Origin of the sequence: Bacillus salacetis, assembly GCF_049177075.1 — a bacterium.
Taxonomy (GTDB): Bacteria; Bacillota; Bacilli; order Bacillales; family Bacillaceae_B; genus Rossellomorea; species Rossellomorea salacetis_A.
Window position 1 is genome coordinate 2374700 of record NZ_CP185377.1, and the last position, 17619, is coordinate 2392318.

Consider the following 17619-nt stretch of genomic DNA (forward strand, 5'->3'; position numbering starts at 1 on the left):
ACCAAAATTTAAATCTGGATCTCTAATATTGGACTATTTATCCGCGGAAGAGACCAAAATGTTTGGCCGGAATTGAAAAATTGGTTCATTACTCTAAGAAATAATCCAAAACCTGAATCCCAACCTTCAAAATTGGTGCATTCCCTGACTCCACAGGCCATCCAGTTAAATAAAACTCACGATAATCCCTATAAAGGCTAAAGCGAAAACAGCGAGTATCACTACTAGAATAGTAGGAGCTACATTTTTCAGGAAACCTTTTTCTTTATTACGATGAGCCAAAAAGGAGAGCACCAGACTGATTACTCCCGTAATGAGCGAAGTGAAAAATAAGAGCTGCAAAATAATGACGATCCATCCTTCCGGCTTTTCTGGAGCCAGCTCGTAGGAAAGGAATAACGTTAACGCGCAAACGATACTTAATATCGCTGATGGTTTACTAAATTTTTCAAGCATTGTTGCTAGTCCCCCCCTTTTATCCTTTAAGTCAGGGTATAATTTCTCTTGCTAAGATTCATCTGAAAAACAGGTAAAGCGCGTATGAAATGATCAGAAGAATACCGGTCACTCCACATATTGCTAACCCAAGTGTGCCAATTAGACCGACCCAGCCGACTGTGTAGGTCATAAAGAATAATTCATAGTAAAATCCATACAGGATGATGGCGATAGGCACATTAAACGGAAATAACCTCTTCCAGCCTATGGTGAGCAATACAGTAAAGAAAAGCAGCACCAGTCCAAATGTGGTATGTGCTGAATCCCAACGAAATGCACGCCGTGATTGTGCAGAATCCGCCTGATCTGATTCCGCTAGTTGTTTCAACTCCTCAAAGGCTTCAGAAATGACAAACAAAGAAATAATGATTAGTAATCCAAAAACAATCCAATTAAATTTTTGTAAATTCTTTTTGTGATTCATGCTCATCTCTCTTTCATTCGAAGACTCATAGAGGATTAAATGATCCAAATAAAAAAAGATAACACAACAAGCAGCAGTAAGCTTCTGGGTTTGTTCCTTTTCCACATACCAGCCACCGAAATGAGCCCTCCTATAAGGATCAACACCTTGGCCAGCTTTTTTTAAGATGCTGCTGGAAAAGAGGAACGCGATATGTGCGATGAAAGTGCCTAACGTAATGAGGCCAATAGTAGAAATAAAATTGAATTATAAAAAGTCATTTAAGGCAGATTGTTTATCATCCTTACTCATTTTCAAGAATTCCCTCGTCATTAGAGCAGCCGGGATGCCCCACAACAAGAGAAATGGTATAAGTGAATCAATTTTCATATCTTCTTACTCCTATAAAAAAACATTCAACCAGAAACATTACTTTGGCTCTTACCGATAAAGAGACTGACAACAAGTAACAGAAGCCCCAGAACCCCTACACCAAATTCCGCTATGTAAAAATCCCCGTCCCTTATCAGCCGGATAAGGAATCCACCGCCAAAAATAACTGTCAACATCAGACCGAAGTAAAACAGCGGCCGCTTCATTTGCATCTCTCCTTTAACAGTTAGACGAGGAAAACCGCTTTAAAGTTCCATTCCCTTCTAAAGACCTTTGGTTAGAATTTTCAATTTTAAAGTCCTTTAGAAAAACTCTATAGGACTTTAAGTTCTTACCTTTCTCACTAAAATCCTTTAAAACCACTTTAAAGACCTTTAGTTTGCTTTTTTTAATTTTAAAGTCCTTTAAAGAGACTTTATAAGACTTTAATTTCCTGTCTTCCTCCGTAAAGTCCTTTAACTCCGTTCCAAAGGCCTTTAGTTTGCCTTTTTTAATTTTATAGTCCTTTAAACAAGCTCTATAGGACTCTATATTCCTATCTTCCTCCCTAAAGCCCTGTACCAAAGCTCTTCTAAATCCCATTCACATAAAAAGCCAGAGAAACACAGCGGTTCTCCGGCTTAAATAGGGTTTTTAATTCAGCTTTTGAAATTCACTTAACAATTTTTTTATCTCATTGAAAGAAACTTTATAAGTAGCCATTTCAAACAGAAAGTTCCCTGACTCCCCTTTTAGGTAAACATCATTTGTGCCTTTTATTTCAAAGATAGACCAGTGAATCCCATTAACATTCAAGGTATCCAGTTCTTCCCCCAGCGGTCTGCTGAAGTCGCCTGTCTTCCTCAGAAAGGTGTCTCTTGGATACACTCTCGTATATATCAGGCTTGATTCTGGTCCCATTTCTTCGGGTGCATCAAAACTGTAAACTACATAGGCATGTTTGTCCTGTTGATACGCTTCGATACTGGCAGAGAAAGGCTTGATCTTAGAATCATTGAATTCATAGAACATAGGGACGGTTTCCCTTTGAATGGCCATGACTTCTTCCACTTCTTCAGAACCCGTGTCGGCATGCTCGATGACCTGAAGCTCACTCTCTTTTTCACCCAGGGAGAGATTCCTTTCCAAACGCTTTTGATAGCCCTCCAGGTCAACTTCAAACTCCTCTTCATCAAAGGTTTTGTTAATCTCCAAGCTTGATGGATGAAGGTAGCTCACCAAACCCCCTTCCTCGTCATATACCTCTCTTTTCAGGATAATACCGGTGTCTTTATCAACCCATATGCGGAAATCCTTTTCATCAGGCTGCTGAATATTAACAAGGCTTTCGTCCAAAGTCCCGGAAATCACCAGAGTGTTATGTCCCAACAGATCTTCATTCTGCTTTTCGATTGACCACTCGTTTTCTTCTCTTAGATATTTCGCTGCAAATTTATAGCCGAAAAGAGAGGAGTGGGCTGACATCATTGGCAGACTTTCCCTGTACATTCCTTTTGATTCATAATCATAGATTTTATCGGGATCCATTTTAAGAATATCATCGGGATTCACCGGTTGTTTCTTCGGTTCCTGTTCATACTCCTGGGTGGAATAATCATATTCATCGAGTCTCAGATTCCAGATTCTATTTTGATTGTAATAGGTTTCACTGATTGTTTTTTTACTGTTGGGGTTCTCAGGATCGGGATAATTGATCACTTTCTCATAACCGCCTATTACGTTGTTATTACTGATCTTGTACTCAACGGTCCACTTGGTGGACGTACCATCACGGTATCGGTAATAATTTTCGAATTGACCGGATGCTGTGTCAAAATAATCCACTGAGTTAAAAATTTTGTGCAGTACATCTTCTTTTGTCATATCTGCATAACTCTCTTCACGTTCGGGAGAAGGAACCGGGACCTGCTCTTTTAATTCTTCGCTTGAAAGGTTCTCCTGTTCAGCCAACTGTAAATTATTTATGACAAAGTAGCCGGCAAATCCCATAAAAAGAGTGGTAAAGCAAAGACTTAAGATCATTCCTATGCGAAAAGGACTTGTCTTTTGTGATTTCTCTTGTTTCTCCATGAAACTTCTTCTGACTGCTGCTTTATGTCTCTCACCGAAATCCAGATCCTTAAGAACCGTGTCATCCATGTCTTCTTTCAAGTTTTTCAACCTATCCGTCATTGCTCACCCCTCCTTTTAACTTCTTTTTTAAAAGGTTCCTGCCCCTATGAAGCCTTGTCTTTATCGATTGTTTGCTTATTCCCAATAATTCCGAGATTTCGTTGTAGCTCAGATCCTCATAATAAAACAGAATCACGATTTCGCGGTATTTTACAGGAAGCTGCAGCACACTCTCGGAAAGTTCTCTTTTGGCTTCCCGGTTTATTACACTGGTTTCCGGAGTCCGATGGCTGATTGTTTTGGCAGAAAAAAAGTCACTGACTATCAGATTCCGAAAGCTCCAGCTTTTTAATTTATCTTTGCAAAGATTCACCGTTATCGTGTAGATCCAAGTCTGGTATGACGAGTCATGCCTGAACGTATCCAGCTTTTGATAGCATTTGATGAAAACCTCCTGCGCCACATCCTCCGCCATCTCTTCTTGTTTCAAGTATGTATAAGCAAGCCTGACAACCTTCCTGCCGTACTCATTCATCAACCATTCCACTGTTTCTTCTTTTGTAAAATCATTATGTTCCATAACCGACCTCTTATCTTCTAACATCATTTACATCCTCTCACCCTTTAGACGACACCAAGCAAGAATGGTTACAAAAAAATTAATAATAGGTTCCACGTAATCCTTATGCAACTGTTAAATTATACATAAAAAGGAAGAAGGAAGGTAAGCTAATCAATAGGAATTGACATCAAGATGGGGGGGCTGCTTATGAAGAATAGAACCATAGACCTCACTCTTCTCTTCATTGTTTGCTTACTTTTGGCAGGGTACTTCTGGACGAAAAATTTAATATGGGACTCTGATGCATACTTCCATGACTTTGATCGTGTAGAGGACTATGCCAGAAATGGCGATTGGGGTTCGGCCCTGTCGTTATCTAAAGAAATGAAGGCAAAATGGCATCAAGACAATTTCATCATTCTGGTTAATTACTCCGAAGCGGAATTTTCCTTATTTGAAGAAACACTCAATCACATAGTGGCGGGCAGCGAAGCAGAGGACTTAGCGGAAGTTCTATCCTACACACAAAATGCCCAGGATTTATGGAGAAATTTCAATCGGTTTGTACCCGAGCCTTAAGGGGGGATATTTATGGCCATCACGGCTTATCTTATCAGATGTGTCTTCATGTTTCTGGTCACATGGGCTGCCGTCAGATTGATTGGTAAAAAATCAATCGCTAATATGACTTCCTATGATTTAGCAGCCATCATGCTTCTGACGACAGTCGCCGCTGAACCGTTAGTATACAAAATCCCTTCAAAAGCATTTACGGGGGTTTTTGCCATCACGATTGTCACGATCTTGGTCGGAATGCTGTCCTTAAAAAAGTTTTTTTACAATATTGATTCGCGGCCGTTGATCATAGTGGCCAATGGACAGATACAAGAAAAAGAACTGAAGAATTCGCGGATGAATATCCCCCTTCTGATGTCAGAACTCAGACTGAAAGGATATCAGAATATCGCAGATGTAGAATATGCGATCATTGAACCGAGTGGAAAGCTTTCGGTCATTCCCCGTTCGAAGGCACGTCCTGTTCAGCCCAGTGACCTTTCCATCCAGGCTTCACCTGTTTCCATGGCCTTTCCGCTGATCATCGACGGGGAGGTCAATCAAAATAATTTACGATTTTTGCAGAAAGACGAAAATTGGCTGAACAATCAACTCAGGACCTTTTCCGTCAAGGATGTGCGGGAAGTATTGTTTGCCCAGATGGACGGTCAGGGGCAGTTTCATATCATACACAAAAACAAGGAAGTGCAGACACCCAGAATTTTTTGAGCTGAAATTCTTTTATTTCTGCTCCTTGTTTTCAAAATCTATTTAGAATGAATGATGATGGAATAATAATACTGCGCATCCTGAATGGATCGGAATAAATCTTCAAATGCCCCGAAAGCAATATATATGGCAATCCCTGCAAATACAGCAATTATGGGGCCGCTATCCTTGAGCACCTTTCTGTTCTTTTTAAAAAGGAACAGTGTAATGACGGCAATAATGAAGAGGTAACATAATGATATGATGAGGTCTACAAGTTCCGATTCACTATCACTGACAGCTTTTCTGAAGTGTTCAAGGTCTTCCTCATTCCCGGGCGTTTCCAGGATGACGGTGGTCGTTCCCTTGAGCCCAACCTCCCAGGTATATGTATCTTGGTCTTTCGTAACGGTGTATTCATATCCCATGGATTTACCCTCATTTATTACCCCAGAGAAATCTTCTGTATCTTCTTCGGCTTGAGCACAGGCGGTTAAGAGAACCAAAATACACAGCAGCCCTATCAAAAACATTTTTTTCATCTTCATACCTCATTCTCTCAGTCGTTTTCATAGCTTAATTATTGCAAATATTGGATTAATTAACAATCGCTTCTGAGAAAGGTTTGCTTTATTTACAAGTTCGCGGCCTGATGATGCAATTTCTTTTTATCGGCGTTTCGCTGGGATTTATCGGAGATTTTTTATTTTTATCGGCGATTCTCAAATTTTATCGGCGATTTCAGCCATTTATCGGCCAAGCGACACAATTCGACATCTCATGACCACCAGCACAACACAAAAAAAGACACTGCGGTCCCCGCAATGCCTTTGAAAAAACATCCTATCATCCCAACGCCACATCCAAGATCATCATCAACACAAATCCGACCATCAAACTCATGGATGCAAGGTCCTTATTTCCTTTTTCCTGCGAACTTGGAATTACTTCTTCCGCGACTACAAAAATCATGGCTCCGGCCGCGAAGCTCAATGCATAAGGAAGCAATGGCTCCATGAATGAAACGGCCACAGCACCAATGACGGCTGCGATCGGTTCCACCATGCCAGAGAACTGCCCATAGAAAAAGCTTTTTCGGCGGGACATCCCATCGCCTCTTAATGGCATGGAAACCGCGAGGCCTTCAGGGAAGTTTTGAATGCCGATTCCGAGGGCAAGCGTGACTGCACCTGCCAAAGAAGCTTCGGTTCCCCCATTCGCCAGTGCGCCGAAAGCGATTCCGACAGCCAACCCTTCAGGTATATTATGAAGAGTGATGGCAAGGACCAGCAATGTGCTTCTCTTTCTTTGCTTGGAATTGTATCCTTCCGCTGAACTCAACGGACTGTTTGGGTGGAGATGGGGCAGGATCTTATCGATTCCCCATAAAAAGAACCCGCCCAGCAGGAATCCAATTGCTGCCGGAAACCAGGCTCCGATGGCATGGTTCTCTGACATTTCAATAGCGGGTCCGAGTAAAGACCAATAACTCGCCGCGATCATCACACCACCGGCGAACCCTAACATACTGTCCAATAAACGCTGATTCACTGTTTTGGTCGCAAAAACAAGCGATGCCCCCAGCGCTGTCATCAACCATGTAAATAAGGTAGCGATAAACGCTTGAGTGATAGGATTAAAATCTTGAAAAAAATCTACCATATAAAGGACTCCTTCAAATGAATGTTTACCTTAGGAAACATTTTAGCTGTAAGTAAAATGACAGTCAATTATTTGATTCCCCATTATCCAATCCCCTTTTATGAATCAAGTAAAACTGCCGTGCCAAATACGAAGGGGTATAAGGCATATCATTCCGCAGCCAAGCTTCCACCGTGCCGATGACTGCCGCTGCATCATACCACAAGAGGATTTCCTTTTGGATTCCGGCTTGCTGAACGAAGGAGTCCTTTCCCCTGCTGTCGATCCTTAAGACAAGCCAGTTGGATAAAAACGTTAACAACCGTTCTTTAAAAATCGGAATCCCCCTGGAAGCAAGGATGGTTTTATAAAACTTGGCATTCTCAGCGATATGTTCAAGGAACCTCTCGAGCATCCTCATATTTTCCTCATCATTGGATTGCTGGTTCGCTTCAGGCTCATCCAATACGTTCGATACCTCTTCCACCATTTCATCTGCCATCTTTTCGAGCATGTCCGATATGTCCTTATAATGAAGGTAAAAAGTTACCCGGTTGATGGTTGCCCGCTCTGCCAGTTTGTTGACGGATAATTTTTCCACATCCATCTCCTGCAGCAAATCTACAAAAGCGTCTTTGAGCAGCTGCCGTGTCCGCAGGATCCTCGGATCCGTTTGCTTGTTTTGTTTCTTCATTTCAAAAACCTCTCTTCAACCGTTAATTTACCATTGGAATCAATGTGTCTAACTTCATAAAGTTACACTACATAATTTTTAAATGTGTAAACTAATTGACAGATTATCAATTACTGTATGTTGTAAGGCTGTATTTTTACTCCTATAATGTAATTTATGCTTTGTTCATTATACTACACATTGTAAATTAAGTTTTCAACTGTCTGAAAGGATGAATGAGTTTGAGTAATACTGCAGCAAATACGGTCAAAAAAGCCCCTATCATGGTGATCATGATTCTGGGTGCCTTCTTTACCATCTTTAATCAAACCACCATGACCGTTGCCCTTCCTAAATTAATGGAAGCATTTGATATCGATGCGTCCACCGGGCAATGGCTGACAACGGGGTATATGCTCGTCAATGGGGTCCTGATTCCGGTTACCGGCTTTTTAATGCAGCGGTATACGACCCGGCAATTATTCCTGACTTCTATGGCCATTTTCCTTATCGGAACCATTGTTTCCGCTATCGCACCGAGCTTTTCAGTTTTACTGACAGGAAGGCTGATACAGGCGGCGTCAACTGGTATTACAATGCCTTTGTTGATGAATGTGGTGCTGTCGCTCTTTCCTCCTGAAAAAAGAGGAACGGCCATGGGGACCGTCGGACTTGCAATCATTTTCGCACCCGCAATAGGGCCGACACTTGCAGGTTACGTCCTGGACGTCTACCCTTGGCAAACGTTATTCTACGGAATGATTCCATTTATCGTCATCATCATTATCTGTGGATTCATCTTCCTGAAAAATGTCTCCGATACAACGATGAGCAAAATTGATATCATCAGCTTGATCCTTTCTACAGTAGGGTTTGGCGCTCTCCTTTATGGATTCAGTGAAGCTGGAAGTGATGGCTGGGGCAATTCTGTAGTCATCTTTACGTTAACGGTCGGATTGATTGCGGTCGGTCTGTTTACATGGAGACAGCTGGCGGCTGAACGGCCGTTCCTTGATCTCCGGGCTTTTAAATTCAACATGTTCTCGCTCACCACGATAATTAATTGTGTCATCACGATTGTCATGTATGCGGATATGATCCTCCTTCCGCTGTATTTGCAGAATGCCCGCGGGTTTACGGCATTGGAGGCTGGTGTCCTCATGCTTCCAGGAGCCTTATTGATGGGGCTGATGAGCCCGGCTGTCGGTAAGCTTTTTGACCGTTTCGGTGCAAAATGGCTTTCCATTATTGGAATCGCCATCATTCTGGGTACCACTTATACATTTACAAATCTGACGGATTCAACCAGCTATACCCATTTGATCATGATGTATGCGGGACGCCGTATTGGGATGGCTTTGTTCCTGATGCCGATACAAACGGCCGGATTGAATCAACTGCCTTCCAGTCTGCACGCGCATGGTACGGCCATTTCCAATACGGCACGTCAAGTTGCAGGTGCGATCGGTACCTCCCTGCTCATCACCATCATGACGAACCGGACGAAAGATCATCTGCAGGATATGATGGCAGGAGGAGCAGCAGGAGAATCCCAAGCACATATGATCATGGAAGCATCGATTCAAGGGATCGGCGACACCTATTTCGCAATCTTAATCATCGGGGTCGTCAGCCTGGTTCTTTCCTTCTTCATTAAAAAAGTGGAACAGGCACCTGAAGAAGCCATAGCTTCGCGGGGATAAACTGAAAAAGGGAGAAACCGATCAATCCGGTTTCTCCCTTTTTTTACAATCAGGATGCTTTGGTTTGTGGGTTCTCCTGAGGAATGGTCTTGATTTTATAAATAAAATAGTAGTGCTTGTAAAGAGCTAATGAAAGAAGGATGATTCGAACAATCAAAATATCCACATAAATGATGGAAGCGAGAATAAAGAAATCCGCAATGAGGTTGATTCTAATCTTTTCCTTACGCGGCATCCCCTTCTTCTGAAGAAAAGCCTCGACGTACTTCTTGTATAAAGAGGTATTCTTAAACCACTTATCGATTTTCTTGGAACTCTTGGCAAAACAAAAAGCCGCAATCAAGTAAAACGGACCTCCCGGCAGTACAGGCAGAACGGTTCCTGCCAATCCGAAGGCTAAAGCAATGATCCCAAGCAGCAAAAACAGGATTTTTTTAATAGCTTGCATAAAAAGTTCTCCTCTATTTAGGTACTGGTCGTCCTCAAGGTTCTATTCCTTTCCTTCTATACTAGCAGAGAAATGCCCCTTGTTTAAGCCATGGACCTTTTCCAGTTTTCTGAGTCGGTAAGCACTCTGGTCTAAAAAAATAAAAACGCCTGAATGAACAAGCGTTTCTATCCTTGACCCGTATTTTCCACTTTCAACAGAAAGTCGACGAACAGCTTGGTACCCATCCCAACCACTATATAGTATGTTAAGGAGTAGGCCTACTGCCACTTAATTTTTGTATATAACTCAAGTTTCACCGATATATTTTCACCAATATAGGCATACGCCCACGCCATAATCAAAAGAGCGATGATATAGCTTTTCCATCGCGAAAAATACTGATACAGCATCATGAACAGGACCGGCACGATCCCCAAGTCAAAAGCCAGCGCACCAGGACCCGCCCTCACAAGTTCGGTGGGATATCCCCACAGACTATAGTCGCTTCCGACAACATCATAAATGACTGTGATCAAGGCTGTAAAAGTACCCACCAGCATAGTCGGAACCAGTCTTCTTTTTTTATGGAGCAAAATAAAGAGGATCCAGGGAAATACCAGTATCGCAAGCAGCAGCCACCACTGCCAGGTGAGGAACTCATTGTTATACCAGCCGGTCTTGTCAACCTTAACAAGCTCCTTTTGGATTTCTCTTACTTTTTCATACACTTGCCACTTATCATCCATAGTGTCATTCCTGCCGCATTTTGTCCTTTTCCACATTTTCACCATTACATTAAAATATATACTTCACTGGAGACCGGCTTTTGGAATATAGCGAGGTGAATTTTGATTGTGCTTCATAAATCCATCGACGTTAAAGGTTGTTACCGGGCCAGCGAGGTTTGGTTTTCGCACTGATGTTGGCCCGCAACACTCATTATCAGCCCATCGAGACTCGCTTTTCGCCAAGATGCTGGCCCGTAAAACCAGTTACCGGGCCAATGAGTTTCGCTTATCGCCAAGATGTTGGCCCGCAACACTCATTATCAGCCCATCGAGACTCGCTTTTCGCCAAGATGCTGGCCTGTAAAACCAGTTACCGGGCCAATGAGTTTCGTTTTTCGCACTGATGTTGGCCCGCAACATTCATTATCGGCCCATCGAGACTCGCTTTTCGCCAAGATGCTGGCCCGCAAAACCAGTTACCGGGCCAGTGAGTTTCGTTTCTAGCACTGATGTTGGCCCGAATAAAAAACCAAACATGCCACCTAAAATTTTCTAAATACAACCACCTTTCTACTCTCGTTTCACCACTTGCATCATATAGTGTAACGATGAAGAAAGGTGGGATTCCTTTGAACTATTTAGAGATACTTTTGAATGACCTGTACCGGCATGGTGCCCAATTGGTAGAAGAATGGAATCGTGCATGCGAGCTTGATCAACTTCCGCTTAGTGAGCAGACCTCAAGTTATAGTGATGAACTGGATTCATTTATGAACCAATTAGAGCAAATCATGAACAAAAGGAGTTTGCTTGTGAGCGGGATGGCGGAAGAATTAAAAAAGCATTCTGAGGCGTTAACCGAACAATGGAATGCACTGATCGCAACGTATGAGGAAAGAAATCAATCAAGTGTACCTATCGGCGGACACACACTGCCTCCACTCCCTTACCCTTACGAGGCACTGGAGCCTTCGATCGACAGAAGAATCATGAAGCTTCATCATGACAAGCACCATCAGAGTTATGTTGATGGGCTGAATAAAGCTGAAAAGGAAATGGAGAAAGCCAGGAGGAAGAATGATTTCTCGTTGATTAAGCATTGGGAGCGAGAAGCTGCTTTCCATGGTGCAGGGCATTATCTGCATACAATATTCTGGAGCATCATGTCTCCTCAAGGAGGAGGAAAACCTAGAGGAGCCCTTTTAACTGAAATTAATCACTCATTTGGAAGTTTTGATCAATTTAAGCGGCACTTTTCAGAAGCCGCGAAGAATGTTGAAGCTGTTGGCTGGGCCATTCTCGTATGGGCTCCGCGGGCGCACCGGCTTGAAATCCTCCAAGCCGAAAAACATCAAAACCTGAGCCAATGGGACGTCATTCCCCTGCTTGTCCTGGATGTCTGGGAACACGCCTATTATTTACAGTATGAAAATAACAGAGGAAAGTATGTAGATAACTGGTGGAATGTCGTCAATTGGAATGAAGTCGAAAAACGGTATAACGAAGCCAAAAAAATAAAGTGGAAAGCTTATTGATATTAGTAAACCTGCAATTATTAAACAATTGGAAAATGAAAGACTCGTCAATCGACGAGTCTTTTGTCTGTATAGTGCCAAGCATTTTTCTAACATCTGCTAGAAACGAAAGCCCGATGAACATCAAGGGAATCAAAAAATTCCATAGACATGCTTTGAGTAATCACCCTTAACCTTTTTCATCAAAATCAATAAAATATTGATCCTTTCGATAAGCCACCGCATCCATAGTCGCAATCATATTTTCCTCATGAAAGATATCTATCCTATAAAACCCTGTGCGGAAGTTCCGTTTAATTTCAATTGTTCGTGCTGTGATTTTGTCCCCTGGCATGGCTGCTGCAATAAATTGAATATTGGTCGAAAGGCCAACCGACGTCTTCCCATAAGCATTGCAGGCGACAGAAAAAGCATGGTCAGCCAAAGCGTAGATGACAGCCCCGTGAACCGTTCCATGGGCATTGACCATATGGTTTTGCACTTCCAGTACAGCTTCAGCAAATCCAGCCTCAAATTTCGTTAACTGAATGCCTAATGACTGGGCATACAGGTCGTTTTTTACTTTTTTATAAATCTGGTCATAGTTATCTCCATGAATTTGGTGTTCGTCGATTTTCTTCATACCCAACTCCCCTTTTTTCTATTATTGTATTTTTCCCCTGTCATTGCAACAGAAGTATTACAGAGATATAGGGTTGACAACTGAAAAAACTCACTTGAATTTACCAGGTTCGATCATTTCTTTGTAAATTCAACTGAATTCGCATTCATCCTCAGTATCTGCTCTCTTATACCATACAATAAACTTCCATAAACCATATGAGTTTATCAAGAATACTGCCTCTCCCTTAGGAGACACTACAATCGTACCAAGTCATAAAGGAGGTCAGTATCATTGGAAAAGTATCAATTGGCACCACATGAATCACTGGATCTGCACGAAGCGATAAATTTCAAAACATTATGTGTAGCAAAGTCAAAATTGATGCAGGGTGTTGTTTTTGACCAGGACCTAAGAGAGTTGATGGAAAAAGATGTGCAGCAATCCATGATGGATCTTGCTGAATTACAGCAGATCTATAAACACGCAGCATTCGAAGCACCGGTTCCCCAAAGCCGCCCGACACCAATCATCGATGATAAGGAGGGTAACGTACATTGAACCAAGATTATTTAGATCCCATTAATGCACTGAATATGCCGGAACTGGCTGACATGACATTTGCTTTGGATTTTCTCGTTCGTGCAAAAGAGGGTGTTAGAAATACGGCTGTTGCATTAACGGAAACCACTACACCCGAATTACGAGCAGCCCTTCGGAAGCAGCTTTTTCAAGGCATCGCCATGCACCAGGAAATCACAGAGCTGATGGTTGAGAAGAAATGGTTCCATCCTCATGACCTGAGTGAGCAGTATCAATTGGATCAGCTCTCTGCCAAGAATACGAACATGATCGGGAATATGAACTTGTTCCCTGTTGATACAAACAGAAAAGGAATGTTTGATCGAACACCGGATGAACAATAACACTGGAGGTAAATTAGCATGAAAGCAGTAACCTATCAAGGCATCAAGAATGTCGAAGTGAAAGAAGTCCCGGATCCAAAGATAGAAAAGCCGGATGACATGATTGTCAAGATCACAAGTACCGCTATTTGCGGATCAGACCTTCATTTGATTCATGGTATGATTCCCAATATGCAAGAAGACTATGTCATCGGACATGAACCGATGGGAATCGTCGAAGAGGTTGGACCGGAAGTAAAGAATTTGAAAAAAGGCGACCGCGTCATCATACCGTTCAATATTGCTTGCGGGGAATGTATTTATTGTAAGAATCAGCTGGAAAGCCAATGCGATAATTCCAATGATAATGGCGATATGGGCGCCTATTTTGGGTACTCAGGCACTACCGGCGGTTTTGCTGGAGGCCAGGCTGAATATCTAAGAGTCCCTTTTGCCAATTTCACCCACTTTAAAATTCCTGAATCCTGCGAGGAACCAGATGAAAAATTAAGCTGTATTGCCGATGCGATGTCCACAGGATTTTGGAGCGTTGACAATGCCGGTGTCAAAAACGGCGACACGGTCATAGTCCTTGGCTGCGGACCTGTTGGTTTGTTCGCACAGAAATTTGCCTGGATGAAGGGTGCTAAACGGGTGATAGCTGTAGATTATGTTAAATACCGTCTGGATCATGCAAAACGCACAAACAAAGTGGAAATCGTCAATTTCGAAGACCATGAAAACGTTGGCAGCTACCTCAAGGAAATTACCAAAGGAGGCGCCGATGTTGTCATTGATGCGGTCGGGATGGATGGAAAAATGACGGATATGGAATTCTTGGCTAGCGGCCTTAAGTTACAAGGCGGAGCCATGAGTGCCCTGGTCATCGCATCCCAAGCTGTACGGAAAGCAGGAACGATCCAGATCACAGGTGTATACGGCGGCCGATATAACGGCTTCCCGCTTGGAGATATCATGCAGCGAAACGTCAACATCCGCTCGGGACAAGCCCCGATGATCCACCTAATGCCTCATATGTATGAATTGGTGACATCAGGAAAAATCGACCTCGGTGACGTCGTGACCCATGTGCTTCCGCTTAGCGAAGCCAAGCGTGGATATGAGATATTTGATACGAAGACAGATAATTGCATCAAGGTTGTATTGAAGCCTTAAAAGATTCTTGCAGTATTCCGACCCATATTGTAACTAAAGTCTCAATACGTAAGTTTTCTGCAACCATTAAAGGAGGTCACTAATATGGATTACGCATTGCATGAAGTCCTTGAAGTCCAGGAAATGGCGGCTTTTAAAACGAACTGTTTGACCAAGTCCAAAACAATGAGAGCCCTTGTTTCAGATGAAAAACTAAAAAGAATCATGGAGAAAGATGTAGAAATTTCCACTCGTCAATTAGGTGAATTCTCCGATATTCTATCCAATGCAAATCAATGATGAGGAGTTGAAAAACATGAATTTTGTAGTAGAAAATTTAACCGGAATGAAGGCACTCACGGACCAGGTCGTTGCAATGGATCTTCTTATTGCGGCCAAAAGCGGCGTGCGGAATTATGCCTTTGCCGTTACAGAAGCCGGCTCCCCTGAAATTAAAGAAGTCCTGACCAAGCATCTGGAAGAAGCACTTGATCTGCACGAACAGATTTCGAATTATATGGTGGAAAGAGGCTGGTATCATACCTTTGATACTAATGAGCAGATCAATCTCAACCTTCAAAATATCAACACCGCTTTACAACTTCCGACACTATAAGAAACCGAGGAGCAGATTTGATGGAGCGTCAGCTGTTCCTCGGTCTATTACTATAAGTATACGGATAATTTTCTCTGCTGAGGTGATTTAAATCAAAATACGCCCAGACCATCTTCAAGAAACCCGCTTGTTGGAAGATCAATTGTATACCCTTGAGGCAAAGGGCTGGTATATCTACGAGTTCTTAACAGCTGAATGGTGGCTGTTATTATGTTTCTTTATCTTCCCATGGATCATTTGGGTTGTTCTTAAAAAAAGAAAGTGGATGGTAGAATCCATCTTATTTGGTTTGATGATAATGTTGATTACCGTTTTGTTGGATACAGTGGGATTGCAATTCGGGGTATGGGAATATCCCATTGTTTTCGTCCCGGTCATTCCAAGAGCCTTCCCCTTTGATCTATCAATGGTTCCAGTTCCTTATATGTTGATGTTCCAATATTTTCGAACCTGGAAATCCTTTAGTACCGCGCTGATTGTCATGGCAGCGGCTTATGCTTTTATAGGCGAACCCTTTTGTGAATGGCTCAAATTGGTGCAGTATTTAAAATGGAATTACTTCTATTCCTTTGTATATTATATCGCAGCGGGTCTATGCATACGCTTTTTCATTATCAACATAATGACAGATAAAAAAATGGGAGTCTGAAATATAAGGATTCAGGCTTCTTTTATTTGTTCTTCTAATGAAAACCTCACTCGTCTCGTTTTCATGGTGGAACAGAATTTGCAGAAGGCAGGATTTTCATGCTGGAGTTTATGATGCAGATGACCTCACTGCGCTTCCTTCCTATCCTCTTTTTGTGCAGAACCCCTGCTCTTACTATAAAAAATTATCAAAGTCATCTGAACGATCATGTAAATCGGAAATGACCAGTACATTTTGTATCCCTTGTCATAATGAAAGAGGCCGACTTTCATTCCTGCCCATTCTGTTAAAACAGAAAAACTCGACCAAAGGAGCAGGTAAAAAATCGTTTGATACCCGCTGATGTTGAGCCTGCAATATAAATAAACAAAAAAGTAACCGACGGGGCCGTTCATCACATAATACATCACATCCATCAGCTGATAGCTGGACGAATCATTGACATCATAGAAATCCCATGGTTTTACACTGAGGGTATGGTCAAAAAAATACACCACTGTGATCCCGAATAAATAAAAGGCAATCCCTTCTAAAGTTGAAAAAATCCGCGGGGTCAAGTACAGGAGCAGATGCAAAATCAGCAGACCAGAAATAACAAACCATTCATTTCCATCAAAAGATTGTTCATACACGACTATCATGCCATGTACTCCTTCGGGTAATAAATGAAAGCAGCTTCCCCGCTCCGAAAGCAACCAAAAGATAAGCACCGTTCACAACCGCTGTCTCTAAGTAATTCCACTCCAGAAATTCAATTAGTTTCAGTTCGACCATCAAGAAGACCAGTCCATTCAAACAAGCAAATATGATGAAGGTGTAAAAAACTTTTTTCAAAGGTGTATCTCCACCATTCATCCTATTGATAAAAATCAGCAGAAGCAGCGGAATGATTCCATCCCGGTTAAGCAGATAGGCCGGAAACAAAAAAGGATCCTCGGTTTTCTTGATGAAGTCCAAGTTCAAAGTTACGATTGTCGTAACATTCGTTGCCAAAATCTTAAAAACCATATATAGAATGGAATTCTGCAAAAAGGAAAATGGCTTCCTTTGGAAAAAGAAGACCATTGAAATGATTAAAAACAATACGATCATAAGGGGCACCGCAAACATTCCCAACCCTCCTTCGATCATCTACTTTACATATTCACCATTATTGGTCTTTTTCTGTCCATTTATTCAATAGACAGTCATTCACTCTATCAACAAAAAAATGACCAAGGTACATGAAACTGGTAAAGATAGATTCATCGTGCTTTTATACAAATGTATAGATTGATCCCCTTCAAGCTTGTTGTAAATGAGCTTACAGCCGCCTATACTAAATTTATAAATGGCCTTTCAATATTCAAAGGGGGATTAAAAGCATGAAGCTAGGAGCGTTTTCTGTCAGTTTGACTGTGAAAGATTTGAATGCATCCAAAGAATTTTACCAAAAACTTGGATTTTCAACATTAGGGGGAAACATTGAACACAATTATCTTATTATGAAGAATGAAAATTGTATCATTGGGCTTTTTCAAGGCATGTTCGATAAGAACATCTTGACTTTTAATCCGGGGTGGAATGAAAATGCCGAGAACTTGGATTCTTATGAAGATGTAAGGGATTTGCAAAGACAGCTTAAAGAAAAAGGAATCCACATAATATCAGAAGCAGACAAATCAACACAAGGGCCGGCGTTTTTTACAATTGAAGACCCGGATGGCAACCTGATACTCGTTGATCAACATAGGTGATTCGTTAAAAAAACCT

General features: G+C 41.9%; 26 protein-coding genes. 11 read left to right on the top strand and 15 right to left on the bottom strand.

The genetic code is table 11. The features are described 5' to 3' along the window. Positions 1-165: 165 nt before the first annotated feature. The 7 genes from ACOJQI_RS12275 to ACOJQI_RS12305 all read right to left on the bottom strand — a co-directional run bounded on the left by ACOJQI_RS12275 (position 166) and on the right by ACOJQI_RS12305 (position 4013). Complete coding sequence (locus tag ACOJQI_RS12275) at positions 166-456, bottom strand: hypothetical protein (RefSeq protein ID WP_421378159.1); 291 nt, start codon at positions 454-456, stop codon at positions 166-168. A 58-nt stretch (positions 457-514) separates the two neighbouring features. After that, the gene (locus ACOJQI_RS12280) at positions 515-1027 is read right to left on the bottom strand and encodes an RND transporter (RefSeq protein ID WP_421378161.1); all 513 of its coding nucleotides are present in this window, start codon (positions 1025-1027) and stop codon (positions 515-517) included. A 141-nt stretch (positions 1028-1168) separates the two neighbouring features. Next, a complete protein-coding gene (locus ACOJQI_RS12285) occupies positions 1169-1291 on the bottom strand; it encodes a hypothetical protein (protein WP_421378163.1) in 123 nt (40 codons plus the stop codon). 26 nt (positions 1292-1317) lie between these two features. Then, positions 1318-1500 (bottom strand): hypothetical protein, encoded by a 183-nt coding sequence (locus ACOJQI_RS12290; protein ID WP_421378165.1) that lies wholly within the window; start codon positions 1498-1500, stop codon positions 1318-1320. Between the two features lie 13 nt (positions 1501-1513). Beyond that, the gene (locus ACOJQI_RS12295; RefSeq protein ID WP_421378167.1) at positions 1514-1876 is read right to left on the bottom strand and encodes a hypothetical protein; all 363 of its coding nucleotides are present in this window, start codon (positions 1874-1876) and stop codon (positions 1514-1516) included. A gap of 51 nt (positions 1877-1927) precedes the next feature. Next, the gene (locus ACOJQI_RS12300; protein WP_421378169.1) at positions 1928-3466 is read right to left on the bottom strand and encodes a hypothetical protein; all 1539 of its coding nucleotides are present in this window, start codon (positions 3464-3466) and stop codon (positions 1928-1930) included. After that, a complete protein-coding gene (locus tag ACOJQI_RS12305) occupies positions 3456-4013 on the bottom strand; it encodes a sigma-70 family RNA polymerase sigma factor (protein WP_421378171.1) in 558 nt (185 codons plus the stop codon). Before ACOJQI_RS12305 ends, ACOJQI_RS12300 begins: the two co-directional genes overlap by 11 nt. A gap of 162 nt (positions 4014-4175) precedes the next feature. Between ACOJQI_RS12305 and ACOJQI_RS12310 the strand changes: the two genes are divergently transcribed. Together ACOJQI_RS12310 and ACOJQI_RS12315 are read left to right on the top strand one after the other, a co-directional pair. Beyond that, complete coding sequence (locus ACOJQI_RS12310) at positions 4176-4547, top strand: hypothetical protein (protein ID WP_421378173.1); 372 nt, start codon at positions 4176-4178, stop codon at positions 4545-4547. A 12-nt stretch (positions 4548-4559) separates the two neighbouring features. Beyond that, on the top strand, positions 4560-5252 hold the full coding sequence (locus ACOJQI_RS12315) for a DUF421 domain-containing protein (RefSeq protein WP_421378176.1): 693 nt from the start codon (positions 4560-4562) through the stop codon (positions 5250-5252). A gap of 38 nt (positions 5253-5290) precedes the next feature. Here ACOJQI_RS12315 and ACOJQI_RS12320 read toward each other — a convergent pair whose 3' ends face one another. From ACOJQI_RS12320 to ACOJQI_RS12330, 3 genes are all read right to left on the bottom strand, one after another. Beyond that, positions 5291-5773 carry a geobacillin-26 family protein gene (locus ACOJQI_RS12320; RefSeq protein ID WP_421378179.1) on the bottom strand — a complete coding sequence of 161 codons (483 nt, stop codon included), beginning with the start codon at positions 5771-5773 and terminating at the stop codon, positions 5291-5293. Between the two features lie 304 nt (positions 5774-6077). Further along, a complete protein-coding gene (locus ACOJQI_RS12325) occupies positions 6078-6893 on the bottom strand; it encodes a ZIP family metal transporter (RefSeq protein ID WP_421378181.1) in 816 nt (271 codons plus the stop codon). Between the two features lie 64 nt (positions 6894-6957). Then, the gene (locus tag ACOJQI_RS12330) at positions 6958-7566 is read right to left on the bottom strand and encodes a TetR/AcrR family transcriptional regulator (RefSeq protein ID WP_421378183.1); all 609 of its coding nucleotides are present in this window, start codon (positions 7564-7566) and stop codon (positions 6958-6960) included. Positions 7567-7781: 215 nt separating this feature from the next. On the opposite strand from ACOJQI_RS12330, the gene ACOJQI_RS12335 reads away from it, so the two are divergent. Then, positions 7782-9248, top strand: coding sequence for a DHA2 family efflux MFS transporter permease subunit (locus ACOJQI_RS12335; RefSeq protein WP_421378185.1), 1467 nt, complete (start codon positions 7782-7784; stop codon positions 9246-9248). Between the two features lie 49 nt (positions 9249-9297). On the opposite strand, the gene ACOJQI_RS12340 is transcribed toward ACOJQI_RS12335, so the two are convergent. Together ACOJQI_RS12340 and ACOJQI_RS12345 are read right to left on the bottom strand one after the other, a co-directional pair. Beyond that, a complete protein-coding gene (locus tag ACOJQI_RS12340; RefSeq protein WP_421378187.1) occupies positions 9298-9696 on the bottom strand; it encodes a YbaN family protein in 399 nt (132 codons plus the stop codon). A 260-nt stretch (positions 9697-9956) separates the two neighbouring features. Next, positions 9957-10424 carry a CBO0543 family protein gene (locus tag ACOJQI_RS12345; protein ID WP_421378189.1) on the bottom strand — a complete coding sequence of 156 codons (468 nt, stop codon included), beginning with the start codon at positions 10422-10424 and terminating at the stop codon, positions 9957-9959. A gap of 611 nt (positions 10425-11035) precedes the next feature. Here ACOJQI_RS12345 and ACOJQI_RS12350 point away from each other — a divergent pair. Continuing rightward, positions 11036-11941, top strand: a complete 906-nt coding sequence (locus ACOJQI_RS12350) for a superoxide dismutase (protein WP_421378191.1) — start codon at positions 11036-11038, stop codon at positions 11939-11941. A gap of 169 nt (positions 11942-12110) precedes the next feature. Here the strand turns inward: ACOJQI_RS12350 and ACOJQI_RS12355 are convergent, their stop codons facing one another. After that, complete coding sequence (locus ACOJQI_RS12355; RefSeq protein WP_421378193.1) at positions 12111-12563, bottom strand: PaaI family thioesterase; 453 nt, start codon at positions 12561-12563, stop codon at positions 12111-12113. Positions 12564-12836: 273 nt separating this feature from the next. Here ACOJQI_RS12355 and ACOJQI_RS12360 point away from each other — a divergent pair, with 273 nt between their 5' ends. The 6 genes from ACOJQI_RS12360 to ACOJQI_RS12385 all read left to right on the top strand — a co-directional run bounded on the left by ACOJQI_RS12360 (position 12837) and on the right by ACOJQI_RS12385 (position 15867). Next, positions 12837-13103, top strand: a complete 267-nt coding sequence (locus tag ACOJQI_RS12360; protein ID WP_421378195.1) for a spore gernimation protein GerQ — start codon at positions 12837-12839, stop codon at positions 13101-13103. After that, a complete protein-coding gene (locus ACOJQI_RS12365; protein WP_421378197.1) occupies positions 13100-13468 on the top strand; it encodes a spore coat protein in 369 nt (122 codons plus the stop codon). The genes ACOJQI_RS12360 and ACOJQI_RS12365 overlap by 4 nt, the downstream gene beginning before the upstream one ends. Positions 13469-13486: 18 nt before the next feature. Next, positions 13487-14623 carry a zinc-dependent alcohol dehydrogenase gene (locus tag ACOJQI_RS12370; protein ID WP_421378199.1) on the top strand — a complete coding sequence of 379 codons (1137 nt, stop codon included), beginning with the start codon at positions 13487-13489 and terminating at the stop codon, positions 14621-14623. Positions 14624-14707: 84 nt separating this feature from the next. Further along, positions 14708-14902 carry a hypothetical protein gene (locus tag ACOJQI_RS12375; protein WP_421378201.1) on the top strand — a complete coding sequence of 65 codons (195 nt, stop codon included), beginning with the start codon at positions 14708-14710 and terminating at the stop codon, positions 14900-14902. 16 nt (positions 14903-14918) lie between these two features. After that, on the top strand, positions 14919-15218 hold the full coding sequence (locus ACOJQI_RS12380; RefSeq protein ID WP_421378203.1) for a spore coat protein: 300 nt from the start codon (positions 14919-14921) through the stop codon (positions 15216-15218). Positions 15219-15348: 130 nt separating this feature from the next. After that, entirely contained in the window at positions 15349-15867 is a 519-nt protein-coding gene (locus tag ACOJQI_RS12385; protein ID WP_421378205.1) for a CBO0543 family protein, read from the top strand. A gap of 125 nt (positions 15868-15992) precedes the next feature. Here the strand turns inward: ACOJQI_RS12385 and ACOJQI_RS12390 are convergent, their stop codons facing one another. Further along, entirely contained in the window at positions 15993-16508 is a 516-nt protein-coding gene (locus tag ACOJQI_RS12390) for a hypothetical protein (protein ID WP_421378207.1), read from the bottom strand. Beyond that, entirely contained in the window at positions 16492-16977 is a 486-nt protein-coding gene (locus tag ACOJQI_RS12395; protein ID WP_421378209.1) for a hypothetical protein, read from the bottom strand. Before ACOJQI_RS12395 ends, ACOJQI_RS12390 begins: the two co-directional genes overlap by 17 nt. 254 nt (positions 16978-17231) lie before the next feature. On the opposite strand from ACOJQI_RS12395, the gene ACOJQI_RS12400 reads away from it, so the two are divergent. Then, on the top strand, positions 17232-17603 hold the full coding sequence (locus tag ACOJQI_RS12400) for a VOC family protein (RefSeq protein ID WP_421378211.1): 372 nt from the start codon (positions 17232-17234) through the stop codon (positions 17601-17603). Positions 17604-17619 lie beyond the last annotated feature (16 nt).

Coding starts and splice junctions, on each gene's coding strand:
- ACOJQI_RS12330 (WP_421378183.1), bottom strand. CDS start 7,566: ATGAAGAAACAAAACAAGCAAACGGATCCGAGGATCCTGCGGACACGG.
- ACOJQI_RS12340 (WP_421378187.1), bottom strand. CDS start 9,696: ATGCAAGCTATTAAAAAAATCCTGTTTTTGCTGCTTGGGATCATTGCT.
- ACOJQI_RS12400 (WP_421378211.1), top strand. CDS start 17,232: ATGAAGCTAGGAGCGTTTTCTGTCAGTTTGACTGTGAAAGATTTGAAT.
- ACOJQI_RS12390 (WP_421378207.1), bottom strand. CDS start 16,508: ATGATAGTCGTGTATGAACAATCTTTTGATGGAAATGAATGGTTTGTT.
- ACOJQI_RS12325 (WP_421378181.1), bottom strand. CDS start 6,893: ATGGTAGATTTTTTTCAAGATTTTAATCCTATCACTCAAGCGTTTATC.
- ACOJQI_RS12310 (WP_421378173.1), top strand. CDS start 4,176: ATGAAGAATAGAACCATAGACCTCACTCTTCTCTTCATTGTTTGCTTA.
- ACOJQI_RS12380 (WP_421378203.1), top strand. CDS start 14,919: ATGAATTTTGTAGTAGAAAATTTAACCGGAATGAAGGCACTCACGGAC.
- ACOJQI_RS12375 (WP_421378201.1), top strand. CDS start 14,708: ATGGATTACGCATTGCATGAAGTCCTTGAAGTCCAGGAAATGGCGGCT.
- ACOJQI_RS12335 (WP_421378185.1), top strand. CDS start 7,782: ATGAGTTTGAGTAATACTGCAGCAAATACGGTCAAAAAAGCCCCTATC.
- ACOJQI_RS12295 (WP_421378167.1), bottom strand. CDS start 1,876: ATGGGATTTAGAAGAGCTTTGGTACAGGGCTTTAGGGAGGAAGATAGG.
- ACOJQI_RS12345 (WP_421378189.1), bottom strand. CDS start 10,424: ATGGATGATAAGTGGCAAGTGTATGAAAAAGTAAGAGAAATCCAAAAG.
- ACOJQI_RS12285 (WP_421378163.1), bottom strand. CDS start 1,291: ATGAAAATTGATTCACTTATACCATTTCTCTTGTTGTGGGGCATCCCG.
- ACOJQI_RS12290 (WP_421378165.1), bottom strand. CDS start 1,500: ATGAAGCGGCCGCTGTTTTACTTCGGTCTGATGTTGACAGTTATTTTT.
- ACOJQI_RS12355 (WP_421378193.1), bottom strand. CDS start 12,563: ATGAAGAAAATCGACGAACACCAAATTCATGGAGATAACTATGACCAG.
- ACOJQI_RS12315 (WP_421378176.1), top strand. CDS start 4,560: ATGGCCATCACGGCTTATCTTATCAGATGTGTCTTCATGTTTCTGGTC.
- ACOJQI_RS12275 (WP_421378159.1), bottom strand. CDS start 456: ATGCTTGAAAAATTTAGTAAACCATCAGCGATATTAAGTATCGTTTGC.
- ACOJQI_RS12320 (WP_421378179.1), bottom strand. CDS start 5,773: ATGAAAAAAATGTTTTTGATAGGGCTGCTGTGTATTTTGGTTCTCTTA.
- ACOJQI_RS12395 (WP_421378209.1), bottom strand. CDS start 16,977: ATGTTTGCGGTGCCCCTTATGATCGTATTGTTTTTAATCATTTCAATG.
- ACOJQI_RS12300 (WP_421378169.1), bottom strand. CDS start 3,466: ATGACGGATAGGTTGAAAAACTTGAAAGAAGACATGGATGACACGGTT.
- ACOJQI_RS12305 (WP_421378171.1), bottom strand. CDS start 4,013: ATGATGTTAGAAGATAAGAGGTCGGTTATGGAACATAATGATTTTACA.
- ACOJQI_RS12370 (WP_421378199.1), top strand. CDS start 13,487: ATGAAAGCAGTAACCTATCAAGGCATCAAGAATGTCGAAGTGAAAGAA.